We start from the raw sequence: 22527 nt of genomic DNA on the forward strand, positions 1-22527 counted from the left end.
GCAAAGACTGAGGAGTCGTAGTTGTCCCAGGACTCAACCCACGCGCAGTCCCGTTCGGTCGGCGTCGACGACATCGGAGTCCGTCGCCAGCTCGCCGACGGCACCGAGGAGTCCGTCACCTGGGCCGAACTGTCCGCCGTGGTGATCAGGGTGATTCCCGAGGGGCCCTGGAAAGAGGACGTGTTCATCATGCTGGCCGGTGCGGACGGCAAGGGCACCGCCATCCCCAGCGGCGACCCGGCGGCCGACGCCCTGATCGAACGCCTCCAGGCCCTGCCCGGCTTCGACAACGACAAGTTCGTCGAAGCCATGACCACGGACGCCGATGAGGCCTACGTGGTCTGGAAGGCCACCACCACCGACGCCTGACCCCGGCGGTTCGGTCGCTCAGGCGGGCTGGGGCGTTGCCACTTCCGGTGCGCGTGCTGACTCAGGTGCGCGGGCCGACAGGAGCAGCGCGACGCCCACCAGCATCACCGTGGCGGTGCTGAAGTGCCGGCCGAAGGCCGCCGCCGCTGGGCCGTCGTGGCTCAGCACGATGAAGCCGTCGGCAAGCGGGATGATGGTCATCGCGAGCATCACCCAGCCCAGCGCCCGCCGCTGGCCCAGTGCGAGCAGCGTCAGCGCGACCAGCCCGGACGCGATGTCCCGGATGCCCTTCACCGTGAAGTAGGCGCCTTCGTCGCCCGGCGCGGCGACCCCGTAGCCCGCCGCCGCGTCGACCGGCGCCAGCAGGAACCGCACGCCGACGTAGATGATGCCGAGGCCGACCAGCAGCACGATGCCGTTGGCGATCTTCCGACCCATGAGGACCCTCCCAGGAACTAGCGTTGCTAGATTTCCAGCAACGCTAGCACGAGCGTCGCCAGAAATACTAGCGTCGCTAGAATCCAGTCGCGCCGCCGGTCAGCCCGCTGGGAAGGTCTCCGTGACCGGGATGCCCTTCTTCAGCGTCCGGCTCACCGTGCACAACCGCTCGATCGCGCGGTCCACCGCGACCGCGAGCGCCGCCCGGCGTTCATCGTCCACAGAGGACAGATCGAGGTCGAAGGCGACGTGGATGGCGTCCAGCTCGGAGGCGGCCTCGTTGCGGTCGGCGGTCACCTCGACCCGGAACTTCGCCTCCTCGCCGGTCCGCCGCACCACCAGGTCCTCGGCGGTCACCGCGGCGCAGCCCGCCGCGGCGATCTGCAGCAGTTCGGCCGGCGAGAACACGTCGGCCTGACCCTTGCGGCCGATCCGCACCTCGGCGCCCCGCTCGTTGCGCCCGGCGAACACGTGCTCGCCGATCCGCTCCACCTCGAGCCCCATGCGCTCCTCCTCTACCGCCACTGGGCGAGCACCGTGACCGTGCCCGGGTCCACCTCGGTGAACCCGGCGTCCCGCACGGCGATCACCGACCGCTCCGCCCAGGCCCGGCCCGGGTCGTCGCCCGGGTGCAGCTCCGCCCACTCCAGCCGCCCGGGAACCCGGACGGCACAACAAAAACCGCGTTCGGCCCAGGCCGTGAGCCGGCGCTCGTCGAGCAGCGAGGCCAGCAGCATGGTGCCGTGCCCGACCTGGGCCGCCGCCTTGCCGACGGTCATCGCCACGCCGGGATTGAGCAGCAGCACCGGCGTGTCGGCGGGCACCGGACCCGGCTCGTCCGGCGGCAGCTCGCTGCCGGAGATCTGCAACCGCGAGACCTCCTTGGGTGCGTCCACCACGCGCCCCGGCAGCAACGCCCGCGCCTCGGCGCCGTCGACCTCGACGGTCACGCCAGGCAGTTCCTGCACGGCCTGCCAGTGCGCGCCCCTGGCGCGACGGGCCACCTTGCGGATGTGCCCGGAAACCCAGTCCCGCACCGGTTCGTGCCATTCGCCGCCCGGCTTCGCGCGTTCGTCCAGGCACACGGCCAGCGCGGCGGAAGCCGCCGCCTCCAGCAACGGCGTGCGGCCCGGTGGCTCCGCCTTTTCCATGCGCAGGATCACCGGCATCGCGCGGACCTCGTCCGGCGACGCCTCCGGCAGGGCCGTCTCCTCGGCGGGCAGGCCCAGCCACGACGCGTACCGCGCGGCCAGTGGAGCGAGGATCACGGCCGCTCCGGCAGCAACCCGTCGGCCGCGTCGGCCGCTTCCACCTCGGAACGCGTGATGCCGAGCATGAACAGCACCGCGTCGAGGAACGGGTGCGACAGCGCGGTGTCGGCCACCTCGCGCAACGCGGGCTTCGCGTTGAATGCAACGCCCATGCCCGCCGCGGAGAGCATGTCGATGTCGTTCGCGCCGTCGCCGACCGCCACGCACTGCGTCAGCGGAATCCCGTACTCGGCGGCGAACCGGCGCAGCGCGACCGCCTTGCCCGGCCGGTCGACCACCTCGCCGATCACCTTGCCGGTCAGCTTGCCGTCGGCGATCTCCAGCTCGTTCGCCGCGGCGAAGTCCAGGCCCAGGTCGTCGACCAGCTTCTGGATGATCGTGGTGAACCCGCCGGAGACCACGCCGCAGCGGTAACCGAGCCGCTTGAGCGTGCGGACCGTGGTGCGCGCGCCCGGGGTCAGCTGCAGTGACGACGCCACCTCGTCGAGCACGGTCGCGGGCAGGCCTTCGAGCAGCGCGACCCGTCGCTCCAGCGACTCGGTGAAGTTCAGCTCGCCGCGCATCGCCGCCTCGGTGATCTCGCGGACCTGCGGCTCCACCCCGGCGAACGCGCCGAGCATTTCGATGACCTCGCCCTGGATGAGCGTGGAGTCCACATCGAACACGATCAGGCGCTTGGCCCGGCGGGCCAGCCCGGCCCGCTCGACCGCCACGTCCAGCCCGCCGCGCGAGGCCACGTCGGCGAGCGCGCTGCGCAGCGCCTCGTCGGCGGCCTCGGTGTCCTCGGCGACCGAGACGTAGACCTCGAGCCCGGTCACCGGGTAGTCGGCGATGCTGCGGATCGAGTCGATGTTCACGTTCAGCGCGGCCAGCCGCCGCGCCACCTCGGTGAACGCGCGCGCGGTGAACGGCAGGCCCAGCACCACCAGCACGTGGCTGGAGTCCTGGCGGGCCGGCGCGAACGGGTCCTCGCCGATCGCCGAGCCGATGCTCACCTCGACCTGCATGGACACCGAGTGCATGGCCTGCTCGACCAGCTCCTGCAGGCCCTCCGGATCGCTCTCCACGGCCACCAGCACACCGAGGACCAGCTGCCCGCGGATGACCACCTGCTCGACGTCGAGCAGGTCGACACCGTGCCGGGTCAGCGCGGCGAACAGCACCGAGGAAACACCCGGCTTGTCCGGTCCGGTCGTGGTGATCAGAACTGGGGTCTTCGTCACGGCACCCTTCCCTCAGTGGTTGCGATCGGAGGTTGGTCGGGGTCCCGGCGAACTTCCGATCATGACCACCATGACAGAAACGAAGCGCGCACCCCGGGGATCCGGGATGCGCGCTTCGTGATCACTGGCTCACTGTTCGCCCGCGTTGTCCTTGGTGTGGTCACCCGGGATGGCGGCTTCGGTGAGCACCTGCGAAGGAGCCTTCGACTCGCCGTGCACCTTCGGCTTGCCGGTGAAGGTGATCTCACCTTCCTTGTGGATCCGCTCGATCATGTGCGGGTAGTGCAGCTCGAACGCCGGGCGCTCGGACCGGATCCTCGGCAGCTCGGTGAAGTTGTGCCGCGGCGGCGGGCACGAGGTGGCCCACTCGAGCGAGTTGCCGTAGCCCCACGGGTCGTCCACCGTGACGATCTCGCCGTAGCGGTAGCTCTTGAACACGTTCCACAGGAACGGCAGCGTCGACGCGCCGAGAATGTAGGCGCCGATGGTGGAGATCGTGTTCAGCGTGGTGAACCCGTCGCTGACCAGGTAGTCGGCGTACCGGCGCGGCATGCCCTCGTTGCCCAGCCAGTGCTGGACCAGGAAGGTGCCGTGGAAGCCGATGAACGTGGTCCAGAAGTGCAGCTTGCCCAGCGGCTCGTCGAGCATCCGGCCGGTGATCTTCGGGAACCAGAAGTAGATGCCGGCGAAGGTGGCGAACACGATCGTGCCGTAGAGCACGTAGTGGAAGTGCGCCACCACGAAGTAGCTGTCGGAGACGTGGAAGTCGATCGCCGGGGCGGCCAGCAGGATGCCGGACAGCCCGCCGAAGAGGAAGGTGACGATGAAGCCGACGCTGAAGATCATCGGCGTCTCGAAGCTCAGCTGCCCCTTCCACATGGTGCCGATCCAGTTGAAGAACTTGACACCGGTGGGCACCGCGATCAGGAAGGTCATGAAGGAGAAGAACGGCAGCAGCACCGAGCCGGTCGCGTACATGTGGTGCGCCCACACCGCGATCGACAGCGCGGCGATGCCCAGCGTCGCCCAGACCAGGCCCTTGTAACCGAAGATCGGCTTCCGGCTGAACACCGGGAAGATCTCCGAGACGATGCCGAAGAACGGTAGCGCGACGATGTAGACCTCTGGATGGCCGAAGAACCAGAACAGGTGCTGCCAGAGGATCACCCCGCCGTTGGCCGGGTCGAACACGTGCGCACCCAGGTGCCGATCCGCCAGCAGGCCCATCAGGGCCGCGGTCAGGATCGGGAAGGCCAGCAGGATCAGGATGCTGGTGACCAGGATGTTCCAGGTGAAGATGGGCATCCGGTACATGGTCATGCCGGGCGCGCGCAGGCAGACCACCGTGGTGATCATGTTGACCGCGCCGAGAATGGTGCCCAGACCGGACACCACCAGCCCGGAGATCCACAGGTCGGCGCCGACGCCGGGCGAGTGGATCGCGTCCGAGAGCGGGGTGTAGGCGAACCAGCCGAAGTCGGCGGCGCCACCCGGGGTGATGAACCCGGACATCACGATCAGGCCGCCGAAGAGGTACAGCCAGTAGGAGAACGCGTTCAGCCGCGGGAACGCCACGTCGGGCGAGCCGATCTGCAGCGGCAGGACGAAGTTCGCGAAGCCGAACAGGATGGGCGTCGCGTAGAGCAGCAGCATCACCGTGCCGTGCATGGTGAACAGCTGGTTGTACTGCTCCTGGGAGAGGAACTGCTGCCCCGGCCGGGCCAGCTCGCTCCGGATCAGCATCGCCATCGCGCCGCCGACCATGAAGAAGGCGAACGAGGTGACCAGGTACATGATGCCGATTTGCTTGTGGTCCGTCGTGCGGAACAACCGCAGCAGGTACGAACCCTTCACCGACTCGCGCGCCGGGTACGGGCGCGTGGCGATCGGCTTGGGGGCTACGGCCGTCACTCCTGCCTCCTGCACTGCTCTTGTGGTGGTCCCGGCCGCGGACAGGCCACGGCCGAGTGGCTACGGGGATCGTAGCCCGCACCCGCAACGGGGGCGCGCACCGGCTGGCAAGATCGCGGGATCGGGCGGGCGCACCGGGGCTGACCCGCGCGAATCCGCCTGGTTCGGCACCGCGGGACCACCCGCGACCACCCGTTTCGGGGAGGTGAGGCGGCACTGTGGCCTCCCTCACCCCACCGAGCGGGAAGGCGGCGCTACGCCCGGCTCCACGGTTGCAGCCACGGGCTGGCGGGCCAGTTCTCGGCGGCGGCCAGCAGGGGCATGGCGGTGGCGCCGTCGAGGTGTTCGCGCACGATGTCGGCGTGCCCGGCGTGGCGCGCGGCCTCCTCGATCATGTGCAGCAGCACCCACCGCACCGACCAGGCCTCCAGGTCGTCCGGGTACCAGGGCACGCCCTTCGGCACCGGGACCGGCTGCCCGAGGTCGGGCACCGCGCCGATCACCCGCTCGGTCCGCCGCGCCACCTCGGCGGACAGCTCCAGCACCCCGGCCAGCGTCTCGTCCTCGCGCAGGACGAACGCGTCGGCGTAGTCCTCCATCGCCGGCTGCGGCGGGTCGTCGAACTCGATCAGGTCGATCCAGTTCCGCTCGGTGACCGCCACGTGCTTGACCAGTCCGCCGACGGTCAGCGCGCTGCGGCTCGGTGCCCTCCTGGCCTCCTCGTCGGTCAGCCCGTGCGCGGCGATCCGGAGCACGCGGCGCTGTTGTTCGAGGAAGGCGAGCAGGCCTTCGCGTTCGTCGGCCACCGGACCGGCGTTGGCATCCATCACGGGCGCATCATGCCACCCGGCGAAGCCGTTCGGCGTCAGTCAGATAAGCCGCGCCGACCAGCAGCAGCGCCGCCATCGCGATCGCCTGCACCCGGGTGGCCAGCCCGGCCACCGGTTCGACCAGGTGCACGCCCACCTCGCTGCCCGCGACCAGCACGAAGACCACCACCGCCACCGCCCGCCAGCGCGGCGGCCACCAGACGATCAGGCTCGCCGCGCCGATCAGGTAGATACCGGTCAGCACCTCGGTGAGCACCACGTGCGCCCGGTGCGACGGGGAGGTGCCCGCGCACAGCTCGTTCACCGAACTCGCGCAGTCCAGCGGCAGCAGCGCGTGCGCGATCAGCACCGTGCCGAACAGGCCGACGGCGACCACGGACAGCCGCGACACCCAGTGCGTCGGGGCGAGCCGGTTCAACGGGGGCACCGCCGCGATGAACGCGGCCCCGGCGACCACCTCCGCGGTCCGGAACAACCGGCCGTACGGCTGGTCCCGCGCGGCGAACTCGTCCACCGGTGAACGCAGTACGGACAGCCCGGTCGGGACCACCAGTTCCAGCACCCACGCCGAGTAGCCGGCGACGGCCAGCGCGAGCAGCGCCATCGCCACCAGGCGGACCAGCCGGAATCCCCTCACGCGCAAAAGAGTGACACGCCAGTCACCCGGAGGTGGTCAGCCCCTCGCCCGAACGAACGGGAACACCACCGTCTGCCGGATCGACGCTCCGGTGAGCAGCATCAACAGCCGGTCGACGCCCATGCCGAGCCCGCCGGTCGGCGGCATGCCGTGTTCGAGCGCGAGCAGGAAGTCCTCGTCCAGCTCCATCGCCTCGATGTCCCCGCTGGCCGCCCGCAGCGACTGCGCCTCGAGCCGCCGCCGCTGTTCGAGCGGGTCGGTCAGCTCGCTGTAGGCGGTGCCGATCTCGGCGCCGAAGGCGATCAGGTCCCAGCGCTCGGCCAGCCGCGGGTCCACCCGGTGGCGCCGGGTCAGCGGGGAGACCTCGGTCGGGTAGTCGGTGTAGAAGACCGGGCTCGTCGTGTGCGGTTCGACCAGGTGCTCGTGTGCCTTGAGCACCAGGTCGCCCTGGCCCAGCTCGTCGGCGCCGTCGAGCGGGACCCCGGCCTGGCGGCACAGACGGCGCAACTCGGAGACCGTGGTGCCGGCGTCGATCCGCTCTCCGAACGCCTCGGACACCGCGTCGTGCACGGTGATCACCGGCCAGTCGCCGGAGATGTCGACCTCACCGAGCCCTGGCCGCCGCACCACCTGGCTGCCATACGCGGCTTCGGCGGCGCACTGCACCAGCTCCCGCATCAGCCGTCGCATGGTGCCGTAGTCGGCGTACGCCTGGTACGCCTCGAGCATGGTGAACTCGGGGTTGTGCGTGGCGTCCACGCCCTCGTTGCGGAAGTTGCGGTTCAGCTCGAAGACGCGCTCGACCCCGGCCACGCACAGTCGCTTGAGGTACAACTCCGGTGCGATCCGCAGGTACATCCGCATGTCGTAGGCGTTGATGTGGGTGACGAACGGGCGCGCGTTGGCGCCGCCGTGCACGGTCTGCAGCATCGGCGTCTCGACCTCGAGGAAATCGCGCCGGTGCAGGCGTTCCCGCAGGGCGCGGACCACCGTGCCGCGCATCCGGAGCATGGCCGCCGCGTCCGGGTTGACCGCCAGATCGAGGTACCGCTTCCGCACCCTGGCCTCCGGATCGGCCAGGCCCTTGCGACGGTCCGGCAGCGGGTGCAGGCACTTCGCGGTGACCGTCCACTCCGTGACGAGCACGGAAAGCTCGCCGCGACGAGAGGTGATCACTTCGCCGGTCACGCCGACGTGGTCACCGAGGTCCACTCCGGACCGCCAGTCGTCCAGCGGCAGCACGTCGGCCGCGAGCATCAACTGCAGTTCGCCGCTGAAGTCCTTGAGGCGCGCGAAACACAGCCCGCCGAGGTTGCGCAGCGCGACCACCCGCCCGGCCACGCTCACCCGCTCCCCGGTGTGCCGATCCGGCTCCAGGTCGCCGAACTTCGTCACCACGTCACCGAGCACGGAGTCTCGTTCGAAGCCGACCGGGTACGGGTCCATCCCGGCCGCGCGCAACCGGTCGAGCTTCGCGATCCGCACGCGGACCTGCTCCGGTCGCCGCACCGGTTTCACCGCGACCGTGGCCGCCGCGCGTTCCTCGATCCGCCGCACCTCGCCGACGAAGTCATCGGTGACGGTTTCCAGGCGCAGCGCGCGATGCGCGCCGACGCTCGGCACGAAGCCCTCCAGCGCACCGGCGACCAGGCTCACCTTCGGCAGCCGCCGCGCCGAGGCGTAGCAGAGGAATCGCGGCTCCCATTCAGGTCCGTACTTGGCGTTCGCGCGATACAGCGATTCGAGCTGGAAGAAGCGCGAGAACACGCTGAGCACCGCGCGCCACGCCCGCAGCACCGGCCCGGCGCCGATCCGCTCACCACCGGCGAAAACCGCGCGGAACATCGCGAAGTTGAGCGAAATCCGTTGCGCGCCAAGGCGAGAGCACGCGGCGACCAGTTCGGCGAGCAGGAACTCGTTGAGCCCGTTGCCCGCGTCGCGATCCCGGCGCATCAGGTCCAGTGACAGCCCCCGGCGACCCCACGGCACGAACGAAAGCAGCCCGCGGAGTTCACCGTCCGCGTCGAACGCCTCGACCATCACGCACCGGCCGTCGGACGGGTCACCGAGCCGTCCCAGCGCCATCGAGAACCCGCGTTCACTTTCGCCGCCGCGCCATTGTTGGGCCTTTTTCAACAGCGACGCCATTTCCTCCTGGGAAATCTCGGAATGGCGGCGGACGCGACTGGAGAAACCCGCGCGCTCGATCCGGCTCACCGCCTGCCGGACGGTGCGGCGATCGGGTCCGCTCAGGCTGAAGTCACGCACGTCGAGAATGGCTTCGTCCCCGATTTCCAGCGCTTTCAACCCGGCCGCGGTGTACACCTCGGCACCACGGCGGCTCGCGCCGAGCACCCCGGGAACCCAGCCGTACCGCCGCGCTTCGGCCAGCCATTCCCGCACCGCCGCCGGCCACGCCTCGGGATCGCCGACCGGATCCGCGCTGGCGATGCTCGTGCCGCCGAGCACGCGATAGGTGACCGCGGCACGTCCGGAAGGCGCAAAAACCACGCTTTTGTCCCGGCGAGTGGCGAAATAGCCGAGCGAATCCGGTTCGCCGTGCTCGGCGAGCAGTTCCCGCAGCCGCAGTTCCTCCTCGTCGGTTCGCAGATGCCGGGTGCGCACCCCGCGGAAGAAGACAAAAAGGGCGGCGACGGTGGCGAAGGTGCCACCGAGATCGAGCAGCACGTCCAGCCAGTCCGGCCCGTGGCCGACGCCGAACCGGCCCAGCCGCAGCAGTTCACCGGTGGAGTGGTTGGCCGCCCAGACGAACCGCTCCCAGCTGCTCGCCAGCGTGCCGGGAAAGATCTCGGCGAGGATCCAGCCACCGATGGTCACCGTGGCCATTCCGGCGAACAGCACCAGCACGCCGCGCAGGAACGCACCGGGCGCCAGCCGCGCCGGGAAGGCGGGGCGCAGCGCGAGCAGGAACGCGGTGAGCGCGGCGGCGACCAGTTCCAGCCCGCCGATCGCGGCCACGATGTGCGGGATCTGCACGAATTCGTCCGGCCGCAGGTCGACCAGGCCGGGCGCCCACAGCAGCAGGGCCTGCCCGGCCAGCATGATCACCAGGCCGACGACCTGGAACAGCACCAGCGTGTACAGCGCGGCCCGTTTGCGGCGGCGCAGCGCGGCGCCGAGCACCACCAGCACCAGCGCGATCACCAGGTTCGCGTCGGCGGGGATGCTGAGCAGCCAGAACACCCCGGCCAGCACGTGGCGCAGCCAGCGCCCGTCGTCACCGAGCAGCAGGAACAGCAGGGAGGAGAAGGCACCGAGCTGCACCACGGTGGCGACGAGCCCCGCGGTCCTCGCCTTCCACCTGGGCAGGGGTGGCTTGCTCACGATCGGGTTCCCAGTCGTTCTCGACGGCATCTGGAGTTCTTACTCAACCCGCGCCACCCCTCATCCGACATCATCCGCGAGTCTGACCGCCGGGAGCGATCCTTCCTTCGAACGGGGGATCCGCCGGTAGCGGCCCGACCGTACCGGTGTGAAGCTGGTCGCAGCCCGCTTGGGGGCACCCGCGCGCGGTGTCACGCTGGTCATCCACCCGAAAACCGCACGAAGGTCCACAGCGTCCACAACGGAAGGGACGGTCGACGACGATGTCTGCCCCCGGCACTGATGGCGGCGAACTTGCCGCACCGTACGGCTCCGGTCCCTCGGCGCGAGAAGCCGCGCCCCGCAAGAAAGTCCGCGTGCACCACTTGCGGGAACTGAAGGAACGCGGTGAGACGTGGCCGATGCTCACCGCCTACGACATGTACACCGCGGAACTGTTCGACGAAGCCGGGATCCCGGTGCTGCTCGTCGGCGACTCCGCGGCCAACAACGTGTTCGGCTACGACACGTCGCTCCCGGTGACGGTGGACGAGCTGCTGCCGCTGGTGCGCGGGGTGACCAGGGCGGTGAAGTACGCGCTCGTGGTGGCCGACCTGCCGTTCGGCTCGTACCAGCTCTCGCCGGAGCAGGCGCTGGCGACAGCGGTCCGGTTCATGAAGGAGGGCCGCGCGCACGCGGTCAAGCTGGAGGGCGGGCGGAAGTTCGCGCCGCACGTGGAGGCGCTGACCTCGGCGGGCGTGCCGGTGATGGGGCACATCGGGTTCACCCCGCAGAGCGAGCACAACCTGGGCGGGTACCGGGTGCAGGGGCGTGGCGCGGCCGGGGAGGAACTGGTCGCCGACGCGCTGGCGTTGCAGGAGGCGGGTGCCTTCTCGGTGGTGATGGAGATGGTGCCGGCGGAGGTGGCCAAGCAGGTCACGCACTCGCTGAGCATTCCGACCATCGGCATCGGCGCGGGCTCGGACTGCGACGCGCAGGTGCTGGTGTGGCAGGACATGGCGGGCCTGCGGCGGGGGAAGGCGCCGCGCTTCGTGAAGCGCTACGCCGATCTGGCGGGCGTGCTTTCGGACGCCGCCACCGCCTTCGCCGAAGACGTCCGCCGAGGCGAGTTCCCCGGCCCGGAACACTCCTTCCACTGATCCTCTTCGTTCAGGTATATGAACGCAGGTCACATGCTTGACTGTATTCAGTCAGTGGCTTAGCGTTTACCCACCGCCGCCACGGGTCCTCGACGAGGAGGAGACGATGCGCGTACCGCGCACCGCGAAACCAGACACATCGGGCTCGCCCGGTGTGCGTGCCACTGCCCGGTCCGCGCCGGAATCCTCCCTTCGTCGGGTCTTCACTCCCTGAAATCCCCCCGGACCGGGGGCTCGTTCAGTCTGGCGGCGGGAGCGAGCCCCCACCTCCGTCCGTGCGCACCACTGCGCCCGCGCATGAGGCACAGTGGTGCGCATGGATGAGCTGTACCCGGCGATCGAGCCGTTCCGGACCGGACTGCTCGAGGTCGGCGACGGGCACCTGGTGCACTGGGAGGCGTCCGGCAATCCGGACGGCAAACCGGTGGTGGTGCTGCACGGCGGGCCCGGCAGCGGGCTGACTCCGTTGTCCCGCAGGCACTTCGACCCGTCGGCGTATCTGGTCGTGCAGTTCGACCAGCGCGGTTCGGGGCGCAGCACGCCGAGCATCACCGATCCCGACGTGAACCTGTCGGCCAACACGACCTGGCACCTGGTCGCGGACCTGGAGCTGCTGCGCGAACACCTCGGCATCGACCGGTGGCAGCTGTTCGGTGGTTCGTGGGGTGCGACGCTCGCGCTCGCCTACGCCGAAACGCATCCGGGACGGGTCAGCGAGATCGTGTTGCGCGGGGTGTTCACCGCGCGGCAGAGCGAACTGGACTGGATCTACCGGGATGGTGCTTCGCGGTTGTACCCGGATGCTTGGGGCGCCTACCTCGAGCCGATCCCTTTCGCCGAGCGAGATGATCCGCTGGCCGCGTACCACCGCCTCGTCTACCACCCGGACCGCGGTGTGCGAGAGACCGCGGCGATCGCTTGGAGCGCTTGGGAAGGCGCCATCGTCTCGCTGGTGCCGCAGCCGAGCTATCTGCAGAACTACAGTCGGCCGGGGTTCGCGCTGTCGTTCGCGCGGATCGCGCTGCACTATTTCGGCCACGGCGCCTGGCTGGACGATGGCCAACTGATCCGGGACGCGGCGAAGCTGAGCGGTATCCCGGGTGTGCTGGTGCAGGGCCGGTACGACGTGGTGTGCCCGCCGACGACGGCCTGGGAACTACACCAGGCCTGGCCCGGTTCGGAACTCCACCTACTGAACACCGCGGGACACGCGGTGAACGACCCGGGCGTGTTGGCGGGCTTGAGGGCCGCAACCGACCGCTTCCGCTGACCGATTCTCCTTGAGCTGGGTCGGGCCCCACCGCGAACCCGGCGGGGTGCCTACTCGGTTCGGCTGAGCCCGCGTGCCCAGCCGGGTGGAGCGAGCTGGCCGCCGCCGACTTGGGCGGCGTCGGCCAGGGGGCCTGTCCTCCGCGCCCGCGACGAGGTGGGCTCTGGTCGCGCCAGCGATCGTGAGGCGCCGCGAATCGGCGGGAGTGTGCTTGTTCAGCCGGGTGGAGTGGGCTGGTCGGTGTCGGTGATGGTGAGGGCGATCCAGAACTCCGCGCGCGTGCCTGGTGAGGCGAGGCTGCGGCCGGTCAATGCCTCCACCTTGCGCAAGCGATTGCGCAGGGTGTGGCGGTGGATGCCGAGACGGGTGGCGGCGGCGTCGTAGTGGCCGTGTTCTTCCAGCCAGCAGCGCAGGGCCTCGGCGAGATCAGTGCTCAAAGGCGAGAGCAGGGACTCCGCGAAGAGAGCAGTGCTCTCGGATGGGAGCAGTGATAACAAACCGGAGCCCGCGTACTCGGCGAAGTCCAGCCAGGCGACCCGTTGCGCGCGGGCGGCTCGAGCGGCCTGCGAAGCCTGGCGAAAAGCAGCGGCCGCGGCGAGCGGACCGGAGCCACCCGCGTGCGAACCGGAGCCCCCAGTGCGCAGGCCGGAACCCCCGGTGAGCGGGCCGGAACCCCCGGTGAGCGGGCCGGAGCCCTCCGCGTGCGAACCGGAGGCCGCCGCGTGTAGGCCGGAGATTCCGGCGTGTAGGGCAAGTCGGTGCACCAGGGGCTCCACGACGTCGACGTCCGGCGCGACGACCACCACCTCCCCCTCTCGCTCCACAACGAACGCCTCCCCCAAGGCCTCGGCGAAAGCACGCCGTCCGGCGGCCGCGCCCACGATGACCGCGATCCGCCAGGGTGGCTCCGGCATGGCCGGCCACAGCCGCCGGATGGTTGTCACCGCGAGGGTCTCCTCGGCCAGCAGCAAGTCGAACAAGCCGGAGCGCAACTGCCCCAGCACCCCGCTCTGCTCCCGATTCCGTTGCAGCGCAAGCGAAAGCAGCGAAGCCGCCGTGTTCACGATGAACTGCTCCGCCGCGTCCAGCGCTACCCCGCGCCCCACCGCGAGCACCGTCCGCGAGTCCAGCGAGTGCAGGACGACCTCGTCCCCCGACGGGAGCCGAAAACCTCGCGTTCCCCGCAAGCCCGCGACCTCCAGCGAAGCCGCGTGCGATCGCGCCGAGGCGGGTGAGGCTTCCACCGGCGTCCCCGAGTCCAGCAGCAGCACCCAGCCGTCGACCAACCTGGCCAGCCGGCGCACCACCGCGCCCGGCCCGCCCCGGCCGACCGCCGCCCTGGTCAGTTCCTGCTGACCCCGCCCGGTCCGCACCACGGTGGCGTACTCGTCGGCCGCCACCGCCGCCGACACCGCCTTCGTGATCGCGATGAACGGCACCTCGTGCGGCACCTCCAGCAGCGGCAACCCGGCGGCCTCCGCGGCGGCGACCAGGCCCGGCGGCACGCGGTCGTGGATCACCCCGCTGCCGAAGCCGATCCCGGCCACACCCGCCGCCACCAGCCTGTCCACATAGGACACATAGGCCCCGGAGGAATCACCAGCCGCACCCAAGGCCACAGAGGAATCACCAACCGTGCCCCACGCCGCCCCGGAATCACCGGCCGCGGGCTCGAAGGCCAGTCCCGTGGTCAGCAGCAGCTCACCACCGTCCAGGAACGCGGTCGGGTCCACCAGCTCCGTCGGGTGCACCCAGCCGATCGCGCGATCCACCCCCGCCGACCCGGCCAGCACACGCAGGCCCTCCGCCGACGCGAGCTGACCCAGCGAAAGTGCCATAGTGGCGAATTCTACCGAGGACCTTGTCCAAGATGGCACCTGACCGGCACCGGCACCGGTCGCATCCTGAAGCCATGACCGCCCAGATCGCGCAGCGCAGGCTGCTGACCGAAATCCCCGGCCCGGCCTCCCGCGCCCTGCAGGAACGCCGCGGCGACGCGGTGGCCGCGGGCGTCGGCTCGGTGCTGCCCGTCTACATCACCTCGGCCGACGGCGGCCTGCTCACCGACGCCGACGGCAACACGCTGATCGACCTAGGCTCCGGCATCGCGGTGACCAACGTCGGCCACAACGTCCCGGCCGTGGTCGACCGCGTCCGCGCGCAGGTGGCCGAGTTCACCCACACCTGCTTCATGGTCACGCCGTACGAGGGTTACGTCCGGGTCTGCGAGGAACTCCAGGACCTCACCCCCGGCGACCACAACAAGCGCTCGGTCCTGTTCAACTCCGGCGCCGAAGCGGTGGAGAACGCGGTGAAGATCGCCCGCGTGGCCACCGGCCGCCAGGCCGTCGTGGTGTTCGACCACGCCTACCACGGCCGCACCAACCTGACCATGGCGCTGACCGCGAAGTCCGTCCCGTACAAGCACGGCTTCGGCCCGTTCGCGCCCGAGGTCTACCGGGTGCCCGGCTCCTACCCCTACCGCGACAGCCTGTCCGGGCCCGAGGCCGCGGCCGCCGCCATCGACCGGATCGAGAAGCAGCTCGGCGGGGACCAGGTCGCCGCCGTGGTGATCGAGCCGATCCAGGGCGAGGGCGGGTTCATCGAGCCCGCGCCCGGCTTCCTGCCCGCGCTGGCCGACTGGTGCGCGCGCAACGGCGTGGTCTTCGTCGCCGACGAGGTGCAGACCGGCTTCTGCCGCACCGGCGACTGGTTCGCGTCGAACCACGAGAACGTGGTGCCGGACCTGATCGCCACCGCGAAGGGCATCGCCGGCGGGCTGCCGCTGGCCGCCGTCACCGGGCGTGCGGAGCTGATGGACGCCGTGCCGTCCGGCGGCCTCGGCGGCACCTACGGCGGCAACCCGATCGCCTGCGCCGCCGCGCTCGGCTCGATCGAGACCATGCGCGCCGAGCGGCTGGACCTGGCCGCGCGCGGCATCGCCGACACCGTGCGGCCCCGGCTGCGCGCGATCGGTGAGCGCACCGGCGTCATCGGTGACGTCCGTGGCCGGGGCGCCATGCTCGCCGCCGAATTCGTGACGGACGGGAAGCCGGACGCGGCGCTGACCGGCCGCATCGCCAAGGCGTGCCACGCGGCCGGTGTGGTGGTGCTGACCTGTGGCACCTACGGCAACGTCGTGCGCCTGCTGCCGCCGCTGTCCCTCTCCCCCGAACTGCTCGACGAGGGCCTTTCCGTGCTCGAGCAGGCAATTCTCGCGGAGGCCGGGAAATGAGCACCTTCCCCTTCTGGGTCGCCGGAAAACCGGTTCACGACGGCGCGATCACCATGATCCGCAGCCCCTACGACGGCTCGGTCGCCGGCACGCATTACGTGCCGGATGACGCCGAGGTCGACGCCGCCGTCCAAGCCGCCGACGACGTCCGAAACGAAGCCGCACGCACGCCCGCGCATGTCCGCGCCGCCGCGCTCGACCACGTTTCCCGGCAACTGATCGAGCGCGCCGAGGAGTTCGCCCGGCTGATCACCGCCGAATCGGCCAAGCCGATCAAGTGGTCGCGCGGGGAAGTGGCCCGCGCGGCGTCGACCTTCCGCTGGGCCGCCGAAGAAGCGCGCCGCTTCACCGGCGAACTGCAGCGGCTCGACACCGATCCCGGCGGTACCGGCCGGATGGCGCTCGTGCGGCGCGTGCCGAAGGGCCCGATCCTCGGCATCACGCCGTTCAACTTCCCGCTGAACCTGGTGGCGCACAAGGTCGCGCCGGCGATCGCGGTCGGCGCGCCGATCGTGCTCAAGCCCGCGCCCGCCACCCCGCTCACCGCGTTGCTGCTCGGTGAACTGCTCGCCGAGACCGCGTTGCCCGCCGGAAGCTGGTCGATCCTGCCCACCGGCAACGACGTGGCGGCGCGGCTGGTCACCGATCCGCGGCTGCCGGTGGTCTCGTTCACCGGTTCCGTGCCGGTGGGCTGGGGCATCCGGGAAAGCGCGCCGCGCAAGCACGTGGCGCTCGAACTCGGTGGCAACGCGGCGGCCATCGTCTGTCCTGATTGGACGGACCTGGAGTTCGCCGCGCAGCGCATCGCCACCTTCGCGATGTACCAGGCCGGGCAGTCGTGCATCTCGGTGCAGCGCGTCTACGCACACGCCGACGTGTTCGACGAGCTGGTGGAAAAGGTCACCGCCGCGGTCTCGGCGCTGGGCGTCGGCGACCCGAACGACGACACCACCGACGTCGGCCCGCTGATCAACACGGCCGCCGCCGAGCGGGTCGAGGCATGGGTCCGCGAAGCCGGTGGCGAGGTGACCAGGGACGGCGCGACGCTGTCGCCGACCGTGCTGACCAACGTGGCCGAGGACGCGAAGGTGCTCGCCGACGAGGTGTTCGGCCCGGTGGTCACGCTGAACCGCGTGGACTCCGTGGAAGAGGCGTTCGACCGGGTCAACGACTCGCGCTTCGGCCTGCAGACCGGGGTTTTCACCCGCGACCTGCCCACCGCGTTCGAGGCTTCCGCGCGCCTCGACGTCGGCGGGGTGGTGATCGGTGACGTGCCGAGCTTCCGCGCCGACCAGATGCCCTACGGCGGGGTGAAGGACTCCGGCGTCGGGCGCGAAGGCCCCGCCGCGGCGATGCTCGACTTCACGGAAGAGCGGGTAACCGTGCTGACAGGGCTGCCGTTGTAGCCTCGTGCGCCTCGACGAGCGACGGGCCGTACCAGGTCAGGAACCGCCCGGAGACCAGCACGTAGGGCACTCCGGGAAAGGCCTCCGGCCCGTCCTCGTCGGTGAACAGATAGGGCTCGTCGGGCAGCACCAATAGATCCGCCGCGCCGCTTTCGAACTGCGCGCGCAGTTCTTCCAGCGAAGGGCGTGGGTAGCGGTCTTCGTGGTCGGCGTAGGTCAGCTCCACACCGAGGCGGCGCAGCACGTCACCGCCGAAGGTCTCCCGGCCGAGCACCACCCACGGCTTGCGCCAGACCGGCACGACCGCCTTCGCGCGCACCGGCGGGGTCTCGCGCCACAGGTCCTCGGCGCGCACCAGCCAGTCCGGCTCGTCGAGTTCGAGGCCCTGGGTGAGCAGGCGGCGCAGCGAGCCGAGCGCGGCGGGCACGGTCGCCGCCGCGGCCATCACCCACACCGGAATCCCGTTGGCGCGCAAGCGTTCCACGTCCTCCGGACGGCTCTCCTCGGCATTGGCCAGCACCAGTTCCGGGCGCAGGTCGAGGATCCGGTCCACCTTCGGGTACTTCGAGCCGCCGATGCGCGGCAGGTCCAGCCCCGGCGGATGGGTGCAGTAGTCGGTGACGCCGACCAGCGTGCCCGGCGCGCTCACCGCCACCGCCTCGGTCAGCGACGGCACCATCGAGACGATCCGCGCCGGCACGCCGGTCAGCGGCACGTCCTCGCCGAGGTCATCGGTCATCCGCATGCGCTCACACCCGCTCGAAGCTCACCTTGCGCTTGTCCACGTCCACCGCGGTCAGCCGGATGGTCACCCGCCCGCCCTCGGTGAAGCCCTCACCACTGCTCTTGGCGATCACCGGCGGTTCCTCCAGCAGGACCTCCGCCCTGGTCTCCTCGGCACGCAGCACCACCGCGCCGAAGGTGTCGCCGATGCGGTCGGCCAGTATCCACGCCTCGACCTGGTCCACGCAGGCGCGTTCGACCCTGGCCGCCAGCGTGTCCGACGCGCTCATCAGCTCTGGCAGCCTGCCCAGCGCTTCGCGCACCCACTCCGGCACCGGGCGGTCCGCGGTCACCGCGAGGCAGATCTCGGTGGCGAACCTGTCCACCAGGCGCCGGATCGGCGCGGTGACGTGCGAGTACGGGCCGCCGATGCCCGCATGCGTGCTGACCTCGGGCGCGGTGCCGTCGAAGGCGGTGTACCCGGCGCCGCGCAGGAGCCGCGTGGTGTCGGCGTAGAGCGCCAGCGATTCCGGCTGCCGGGGGTCCAGTGTGGACAGCAGCTCGGCGACCCCGGCCTCGGCGGGCCAGTCGATGCCCAGCGCGCGGGCCGAGCGGCGCAGCCAGCTCACCGCGTCCGGCTCGGCCTCGGGCAGCGTGCGCAGCACGCCGATCCCGGCGTCGATCATGATCCGCGCCGCGCTCATCCCGGTGAGCAGGGAGATCTCGGCGTTCCAGGCGTCGACGTCGGTGCGGGGACGGCGCATCAGCCGCCAGTTGCCCTCCTCATCGGCGTTGACCTCCTGCTCCGGGAGCTGGAGTTCCAGCGCGCCGCGGTGCACGGCCAGCTCGCGGCGCAGGCGGCCGAGCACCGGCAGCGCGGCGATGGACGGATGGGCGCGGTCCGCGCGGACCGCGGCTTGGACGGTCTCGTAGTCGAACTGCTCGGTGGAGCGGACGAGCGCGCGGCGCACGTGGACCGAGAGCGGCTCGCCGTCGGCGTCGGTGTCGATCGTCCAGAGCACCGCGCGGCGCGTTTCGCCTGGCAGCAGGCTCGCCGCGCCCTCCGAGAGCACCGGCGGGTGCAGCGGCACGTTGCCGTCGGGCAGGTACAGGGTCTGCCCGCGACGACGGGCCTCACGATCGATCGGCCCGCCGGGCGCGACAAAAGCGGCCAGGTCGGCGATCGCGTAGTGCACGCGGAAGCCACGCGGACGGCGTTCGACCAGCAGCGCCTGGTCGAGGTCCTTCGAGCCGGGCGGATCGATGGTGACCAGCGGCAGGGCGGTGGCGTCCTCGCGGTCGCCGTCGAGCTGCAGCGGGTCCATCACCGCGGCTTCGGCCTCGGCCAGCACGTCGGCGCCGAATCCGTCGGGCAGCGCGAACTCGGTGCGCAGCCGGCCGAAGTCACCACCGGCCGGATGCGTGCCTAGCGCTACAGGGGCCACCACACGACCCTAACCCGAGTTGTGCCTGTTCCGGGCCCTTCGGCGGGCCCGGGATCAGTCCTCGTCCCAGTCGCGGTCGGCGGCGTCGGCCGCCTTGGTGCGCTCGCGGGCGATCTCCAGCGCGCGCCGGGCGGTCGCCTCGTCGGGGTACGGGCCGAGCAGGTCGACCGAGCGCGCCCGCTCCAGGTGCTCCACCTCGTTGGTCCTGGTGTTGTAGTACCAGCCGGGGTCGGGGTTCGGATCCTTCGCCATGCCCCCGAGCCTGGCACCTCCGGCGCGCTCGCGCGACCCCGCCAACTGGTCCAGACCACTTGACAAGTGTCTCAATGGTCTAGTCCAATTTAGGGTGACCTGCGTCACCAACCTTCGGGAGGCCCGGATGAGACGCCTGTTCACCGCACTGCTGCCGATGCTCGCGCTGCTCATGGTGGCCCCCGGCACGGCTTCGGCCGCGCTCCCGAAGCACGTGCTGGTCGGCTACCTGCACGCCGGCTTCGCGAACGGTTCGGGTTACGTCCGGATGCAGGACGTGCCGGACGAATGGGACATCATCAATCTCGCCTTCGCCGAGCCGACCTCGGTCACCTCCGGCGACCTGCGGTTCTCGCTGTGCCCGGCGGCCGAGTGCCCGAACGTGGAGAGCGAGGCCGAGTTCATCCAGGCGATCAAGGCCAAGCAGGCGCAGGGCAAGAAGGTGCTGATCTCCATCGGCGGGCAGAACGGCCAGGTCCAGCTGAGCACCGCCGCCGCGCGTGACAAGTTCGTCAGCTCGGTGGCGGCGATCATCGACAAGTACGGCCTCGACGGGCTGGACATCGACTTCGAGGGTCATTCGCTGTCGCTGAACCCAGGCGACCGAACGCTGGCCAGCCCGACCACGCCGGTGATCGTCAACCTGATCTCCGCACTGAAGTCGCTCAAAGCCCGCTACGGCGCCGAGTTCGTGCTGACCATGGCGCCGGAGACGTTCTTCGTGCAGCTGGGGTACCAGTTCTACGGCAGCGGCCAGTGGGGCGGCGCGGATCCGCGGGCAGCGGCGTACCTGCCGGTCATCCACGCGCTGCGGGACAGCCTGACGCTGCTGCACGTCCAGGACTACAACTCCGGGCCGATCATGGGGCTGGACAACCAGTACCACACGATGGGCGTCGCGGACTTCCACACCGCGATGACCGACATGGTGCTGGCCGGGTTCCCGATCGAGGGCAACGCGGCGAACCCGTTCCCGCCGTTGCGGCAGGACCAGGTCGCGTTCGGGCTGCCGGCCAACTCGTACGCCGGCAACGGGTTCACGCCGGTGGCCGAGGTGCACAGGTCGCTGGACTGCCTGATGAAGGCGCAGAACTGCGGCACGTACAAGCCGCGCGGGGTCTACCCGAACCTGCGCGGGCTGATGTCGTGGTCGATCAACTGGGACAAGTTCACCGGGCAGGAGTTCTCGAAGGCGCACCGGGCGAAGCTGCCCCGGTGAGTCACTTCCGGTAGCGGTACGGGATCTCGGTCGGGTCGCCGCTGGGGCCGAAGGTCGTCTCGTCGGTTTGCGGCGGCTCGGACGAGGAGGCGGCCGAGGCCGAGTCGGGCAGCTCGTCGAACCAGCCGCGGTCGTTGACCGGGAGGCGGAGGCCGCGGGGCGGGGTGTCGGTGTCGTCGGGATTGTTCTGGCCCTGTTGGGCCGACGGCACGGCGAACGGCTCGTCGAGATCGGTCACGGGCTTCGCGGTCGGCGGCGGGACCACGGGGAGCTGCCCGGAGGTGGACGCCGCCGTCTCGCCAGGCGCCAACGGCGGATTCCACGGCGCTTGGGGCGGCGCGGACTGTGGCTGGCTGCCGGTTTCGGGCTGGGAAAAGCCAATCGGCAGGGGCGGGGCGGTCTTCGGCTCAGCCTGGCCCCCGGGCTCCGGCTGCTGGGAAGCGGTGGGATGGGTTTGGGCCTCGGGCCGCGGCTGGACAGCCTCGGCCGATGCCTGCGACACGGACTGCGAGAAACCGATCGGCGGCGCTTGAGCGGGTGAAGGCTCGGCTGCCGCCGAGGGGCTGGGCTGGCCAGCGGCCGCCTGAGGTGCTTGGGGCTCGGCGGAGGTGGATGGCGCCGAGGGCTCGGGCTGTGTGGAGGCCGTCGGCGGAGCGGTCGGTGACGTGAGGGCTGTCTGCTGAGTCGGCGCAGCCGGGGGCTGGCCAGCCGGAGGTTGGGCGGCCGGGGACTGAGCGGCCGAAGCTTGCACCGCCGGGGACTGGTCAGCCGGGATTTGCGCGGCCGAGGCCGGCGCCGCCGGAGGTTGGGCGGCCGAGGCCGGCGTCGCCGGAGGTTGGGCGGCCGAGGCCGGCGTCGCCGGAGGTTGGGCGGCCGAGGCCGGCGTCGCCGGAGGTTGGGCGGCCGAGGCTGGCGCGGCCGGGGGCTGGCCAGCCGGAGGTTGGGCGGCCGGGGACTGAGCGGCCGAAGCTTGCACCGCCGGGAGCTGGTCAGCCGGGGATTGCGCGGCCGAGCCTTGCGCAGCCGGAGGTTGGGCGGCCGAGGCCGGCGCGGCCGAGGCTTGCCCAGCAGAGAGTTGGGCAGCAGAGGGTTGGGCGGCCGACGAGTGCCCAGCCGGAGGTTGGGCGGGGGATTCGGGGGAGGTGGCCGACGGCCCAGTATCCCGCGTCGGCGCTGGGGCCACGTTCTTCGAACGTTCCGGGATCGGGAGCGGCGGCGCCGCCGAGGTGTCCGGTTTCGCGGGCGTCGTCCGCCAGACCGGGGCCGGGGGCAGGTTCATCGGCACCGGCGCCCGCGAGGCGCCAGCGGCCGGAGCCTCCTGCCGCGGCCGCGACGGCGGGCGCTGCCGCACGATCGGGTCCAGCGTGGCGACCAGCACCGTGGTGCTCTCCGGGTTCTCCACCCGCCTGCCGCTGCGCTCGCGGTAAACCAGGTCCCCGTCCATGTCGATCTCGACCAGGTAACCCGCCTCGGCGAGCTGCTCCTCGTCCAGGTCCACCAAGCGCTCGTACCGCGACGGCGTCACCCGGTAGATCGGCCACGAAAGCCCGCGATGCGTGCCGTGGAACTGCGACAGCAGCTCCACCGTCTGCTGCTGCCACGGCAACGACATGCCCTCCGCCAGCGACCGCGGCAACACCACATAACCCTCGTCGACCCCGGGAAGCGGGGCGCGGTCGAGGAAATCGGCGAGCGGGGTGCTCGACGCGGGCGGCCCGCCGCGGCGCGGCATCGGCGGCCCGAACATGTTCCTCGGGTCCTCCGGGGCGCCCTTCTTCTTGCCGCGCTTGCCGAACTTCTTCGCCACCGACTAC

General features: G+C 70.9%; 19 protein-coding genes. 6 read left to right on the forward strand and 13 right to left on the reverse strand.

The genetic code is table 11. From position 1 onward, the window contains the following. Positions 1-21 precede the first annotated feature (21 nt). Positions 22-369, forward strand: coding sequence for a hypothetical protein (locus YIM_RS41555; protein ID WP_153035580.1), 348 nt, complete (start codon positions 22-24; stop codon positions 367-369). An 18-nt stretch (positions 370-387) separates the two neighbouring features. Here the strand turns inward: YIM_RS41555 and YIM_RS41560 are convergent, their stop codons facing one another. The 8 genes from YIM_RS41560 to lysX all read right to left on the reverse strand — a co-directional run bounded on the left by YIM_RS41560 (position 388) and on the right by lysX (position 10024). Continuing rightward, entirely contained in the window at positions 388-807 is a 420-nt protein-coding gene (locus YIM_RS41560) for a DUF4267 domain-containing protein (protein ID WP_153035581.1), read from the reverse strand. A gap of 99 nt (positions 808-906) precedes the next feature. Next, a complete protein-coding gene (locus YIM_RS41565; RefSeq protein ID WP_153035582.1) occupies positions 907-1311 on the reverse strand; it encodes an OsmC family protein in 405 nt (134 codons plus the stop codon). A gap of 11 nt (positions 1312-1322) precedes the next feature. After that, positions 1323-2075: a peptidyl-tRNA hydrolase gene (locus YIM_RS41570; protein WP_153035583.1), complete on the reverse strand. Its 753-nt coding sequence runs from the start codon at positions 2073-2075 to the stop codon at positions 1323-1325. Continuing rightward, positions 2072-3301, reverse strand: a complete 1230-nt coding sequence (serB, locus tag YIM_RS41575; RefSeq protein WP_153035584.1) for a phosphoserine phosphatase SerB — start codon at positions 3299-3301, stop codon at positions 2072-2074. The genes YIM_RS41570 and serB overlap by 4 nt, the downstream gene beginning before the upstream one ends. Positions 3302-3430: 129 nt before the next feature. Further along, positions 3431-5212 (reverse strand): cytochrome c oxidase subunit I, encoded by a 1782-nt coding sequence (ctaD, locus tag YIM_RS41580; RefSeq protein ID WP_153035585.1) that lies wholly within the window; start codon positions 5210-5212, stop codon positions 3431-3433. A 254-nt stretch (positions 5213-5466) separates the two neighbouring features. Beyond that, a complete protein-coding gene (locus YIM_RS41585) occupies positions 5467-6039 on the reverse strand; it encodes a DinB family protein (RefSeq protein ID WP_153037582.1) in 573 nt (190 codons plus the stop codon). Positions 6040-6049: 10 nt separating this feature from the next. After that, complete coding sequence (locus tag YIM_RS41590; RefSeq protein WP_153035586.1) at positions 6050-6679, reverse strand: DUF998 domain-containing protein; 630 nt, start codon at positions 6677-6679, stop codon at positions 6050-6052. Between the two features lie 36 nt (positions 6680-6715). After that, the gene (lysX, locus tag YIM_RS41595; RefSeq protein ID WP_370468918.1) at positions 6716-10024 is read right to left on the reverse strand and encodes a bifunctional lysylphosphatidylglycerol synthetase/lysine--tRNA ligase LysX; all 3309 of its coding nucleotides are present in this window, start codon (positions 10022-10024) and stop codon (positions 6716-6718) included. A 263-nt stretch (positions 10025-10287) separates the two neighbouring features. Here lysX and panB point away from each other — a divergent pair, with 263 nt between their 5' ends. Together panB and pip are read left to right on the forward strand one after the other, a co-directional pair. After that, positions 10288-11163, forward strand: coding sequence for a 3-methyl-2-oxobutanoate hydroxymethyltransferase (gene panB / locus YIM_RS41600; RefSeq protein ID WP_153035588.1), 876 nt, complete (start codon positions 10288-10290; stop codon positions 11161-11163). 316 nt (positions 11164-11479) lie between these two features. Then, positions 11480-12433 (forward strand): prolyl aminopeptidase, encoded by a 954-nt coding sequence (pip, locus tag YIM_RS41605; protein WP_153035589.1) that lies wholly within the window; start codon positions 11480-11482, stop codon positions 12431-12433. 215 nt (positions 12434-12648) lie between these two features. Here pip and YIM_RS41610 read toward each other — a convergent pair whose 3' ends face one another. After that, a complete protein-coding gene (locus YIM_RS41610; protein ID WP_153035590.1) occupies positions 12649-14271 on the reverse strand; it encodes a PucR family transcriptional regulator in 1623 nt (540 codons plus the stop codon). Between the two features lie 74 nt (positions 14272-14345). Here YIM_RS41610 and gabT point away from each other — a divergent pair, with 74 nt between their 5' ends. Together gabT and YIM_RS41620 are read left to right on the forward strand one after the other, a co-directional pair. Beyond that, positions 14346-15668, forward strand: coding sequence for a 4-aminobutyrate--2-oxoglutarate transaminase (gabT, locus tag YIM_RS41615; RefSeq protein WP_153035591.1), 1323 nt, complete (start codon positions 14346-14348; stop codon positions 15666-15668). Continuing rightward, positions 15665-17074: an aldehyde dehydrogenase family protein gene (locus tag YIM_RS41620; protein WP_153035592.1), complete on the forward strand. Its 1410-nt coding sequence runs from the start codon at positions 15665-15667 to the stop codon at positions 17072-17074. The genes gabT and YIM_RS41620 overlap by 4 nt, the downstream gene beginning before the upstream one ends. Here the strand turns inward: YIM_RS41620 and YIM_RS41625 are convergent. The 3 genes from YIM_RS41625 to YIM_RS41635 are packed head-to-tail and all read right to left on the reverse strand — an operon-like array spanning position 17031 to position 19494. Next, entirely contained in the window at positions 17031-17813 is a 783-nt protein-coding gene (locus YIM_RS41625) for a helical backbone metal receptor (protein ID WP_153037583.1), read from the reverse strand. The genes YIM_RS41620 and YIM_RS41625 overlap by 44 nt on opposite strands. Before the next feature lie 10 nt (positions 17814-17823). Beyond that, positions 17824-19242, reverse strand: a complete 1419-nt coding sequence (locus YIM_RS41630; RefSeq protein ID WP_370468919.1) for an RNB domain-containing ribonuclease — start codon at positions 19240-19242, stop codon at positions 17824-17826. A gap of 54 nt (positions 19243-19296) precedes the next feature. Next, the gene (locus YIM_RS41635; protein WP_153035594.1) at positions 19297-19494 is read right to left on the reverse strand and encodes a hypothetical protein; all 198 of its coding nucleotides are present in this window, start codon (positions 19492-19494) and stop codon (positions 19297-19299) included. A gap of 127 nt (positions 19495-19621) precedes the next feature. Here YIM_RS41635 and YIM_RS41640 point away from each other — a divergent pair, with 127 nt between their 5' ends. Further along, on the forward strand, positions 19622-20713 hold the full coding sequence (locus YIM_RS41640) for a chitinase (RefSeq protein WP_228004348.1): 1092 nt from the start codon (positions 19622-19624) through the stop codon (positions 20711-20713). 1 nt (position 20714) lies between these two features. Here YIM_RS41640 and YIM_RS41645 read toward each other — a convergent pair whose 3' ends face one another. Further along, on the reverse strand, positions 20715-22520 hold the full coding sequence (locus YIM_RS41645) for a hypothetical protein (protein WP_153035596.1): 1806 nt from the start codon (positions 22518-22520) through the stop codon (positions 20715-20717). Positions 22521-22527: the final 7 nt, after the last annotated feature.

This window comes from Amycolatopsis sp. YIM 10, assembly GCF_009429145.1.
Classification (GTDB): domain Bacteria; phylum Actinomycetota; class Actinomycetes; order Mycobacteriales; family Pseudonocardiaceae; genus Amycolatopsis.

Coding starts and splice junctions, on each gene's coding strand:
- YIM_RS41560 (WP_153035581.1), bottom strand. CDS start 807: ATGGGTCGGAAGATCGCCAACGGCATCGTGCTGCTGGTCGGCCTCGGC.
- YIM_RS41565 (WP_153035582.1), bottom strand. CDS start 1,311: ATGGGGCTCGAGGTGGAGCGGATCGGCGAGCACGTGTTCGCCGGGCGC.
- YIM_RS41585 (WP_153037582.1), bottom strand. CDS start 6,039: ATGGATGCCAACGCCGGTCCGGTGGCCGACGAACGCGAAGGCCTGCTC.
- panB (WP_153035588.1), top strand. CDS start 10,288: ATGTCTGCCCCCGGCACTGATGGCGGCGAACTTGCCGCACCGTACGGC.
- pip (WP_153035589.1), top strand. CDS start 11,480: ATGGATGAGCTGTACCCGGCGATCGAGCCGTTCCGGACCGGACTGCTC.
- YIM_RS41610 (WP_153035590.1), bottom strand. CDS start 14,271: ATGGCACTTTCGCTGGGTCAGCTCGCGTCGGCGGAGGGCCTGCGTGTG.
- gabT (WP_153035591.1), top strand. CDS start 14,346: ATGACCGCCCAGATCGCGCAGCGCAGGCTGCTGACCGAAATCCCCGGC.
- YIM_RS41620 (WP_153035592.1), top strand. CDS start 15,665: ATGAGCACCTTCCCCTTCTGGGTCGCCGGAAAACCGGTTCACGACGGC.
- YIM_RS41625 (WP_153037583.1), bottom strand. CDS start 17,813: ATGACCGATGACCTCGGCGAGGACGTGCCGCTGACCGGCGTGCCGGCG.
- YIM_RS41635 (WP_153035594.1), bottom strand. CDS start 19,494: ATGGCGAAGGATCCGAACCCCGACCCCGGCTGGTACTACAACACCAGG.
- YIM_RS41640 (WP_228004348.1), top strand. CDS start 19,622: ATGAGACGCCTGTTCACCGCACTGCTGCCGATGCTCGCGCTGCTCATG.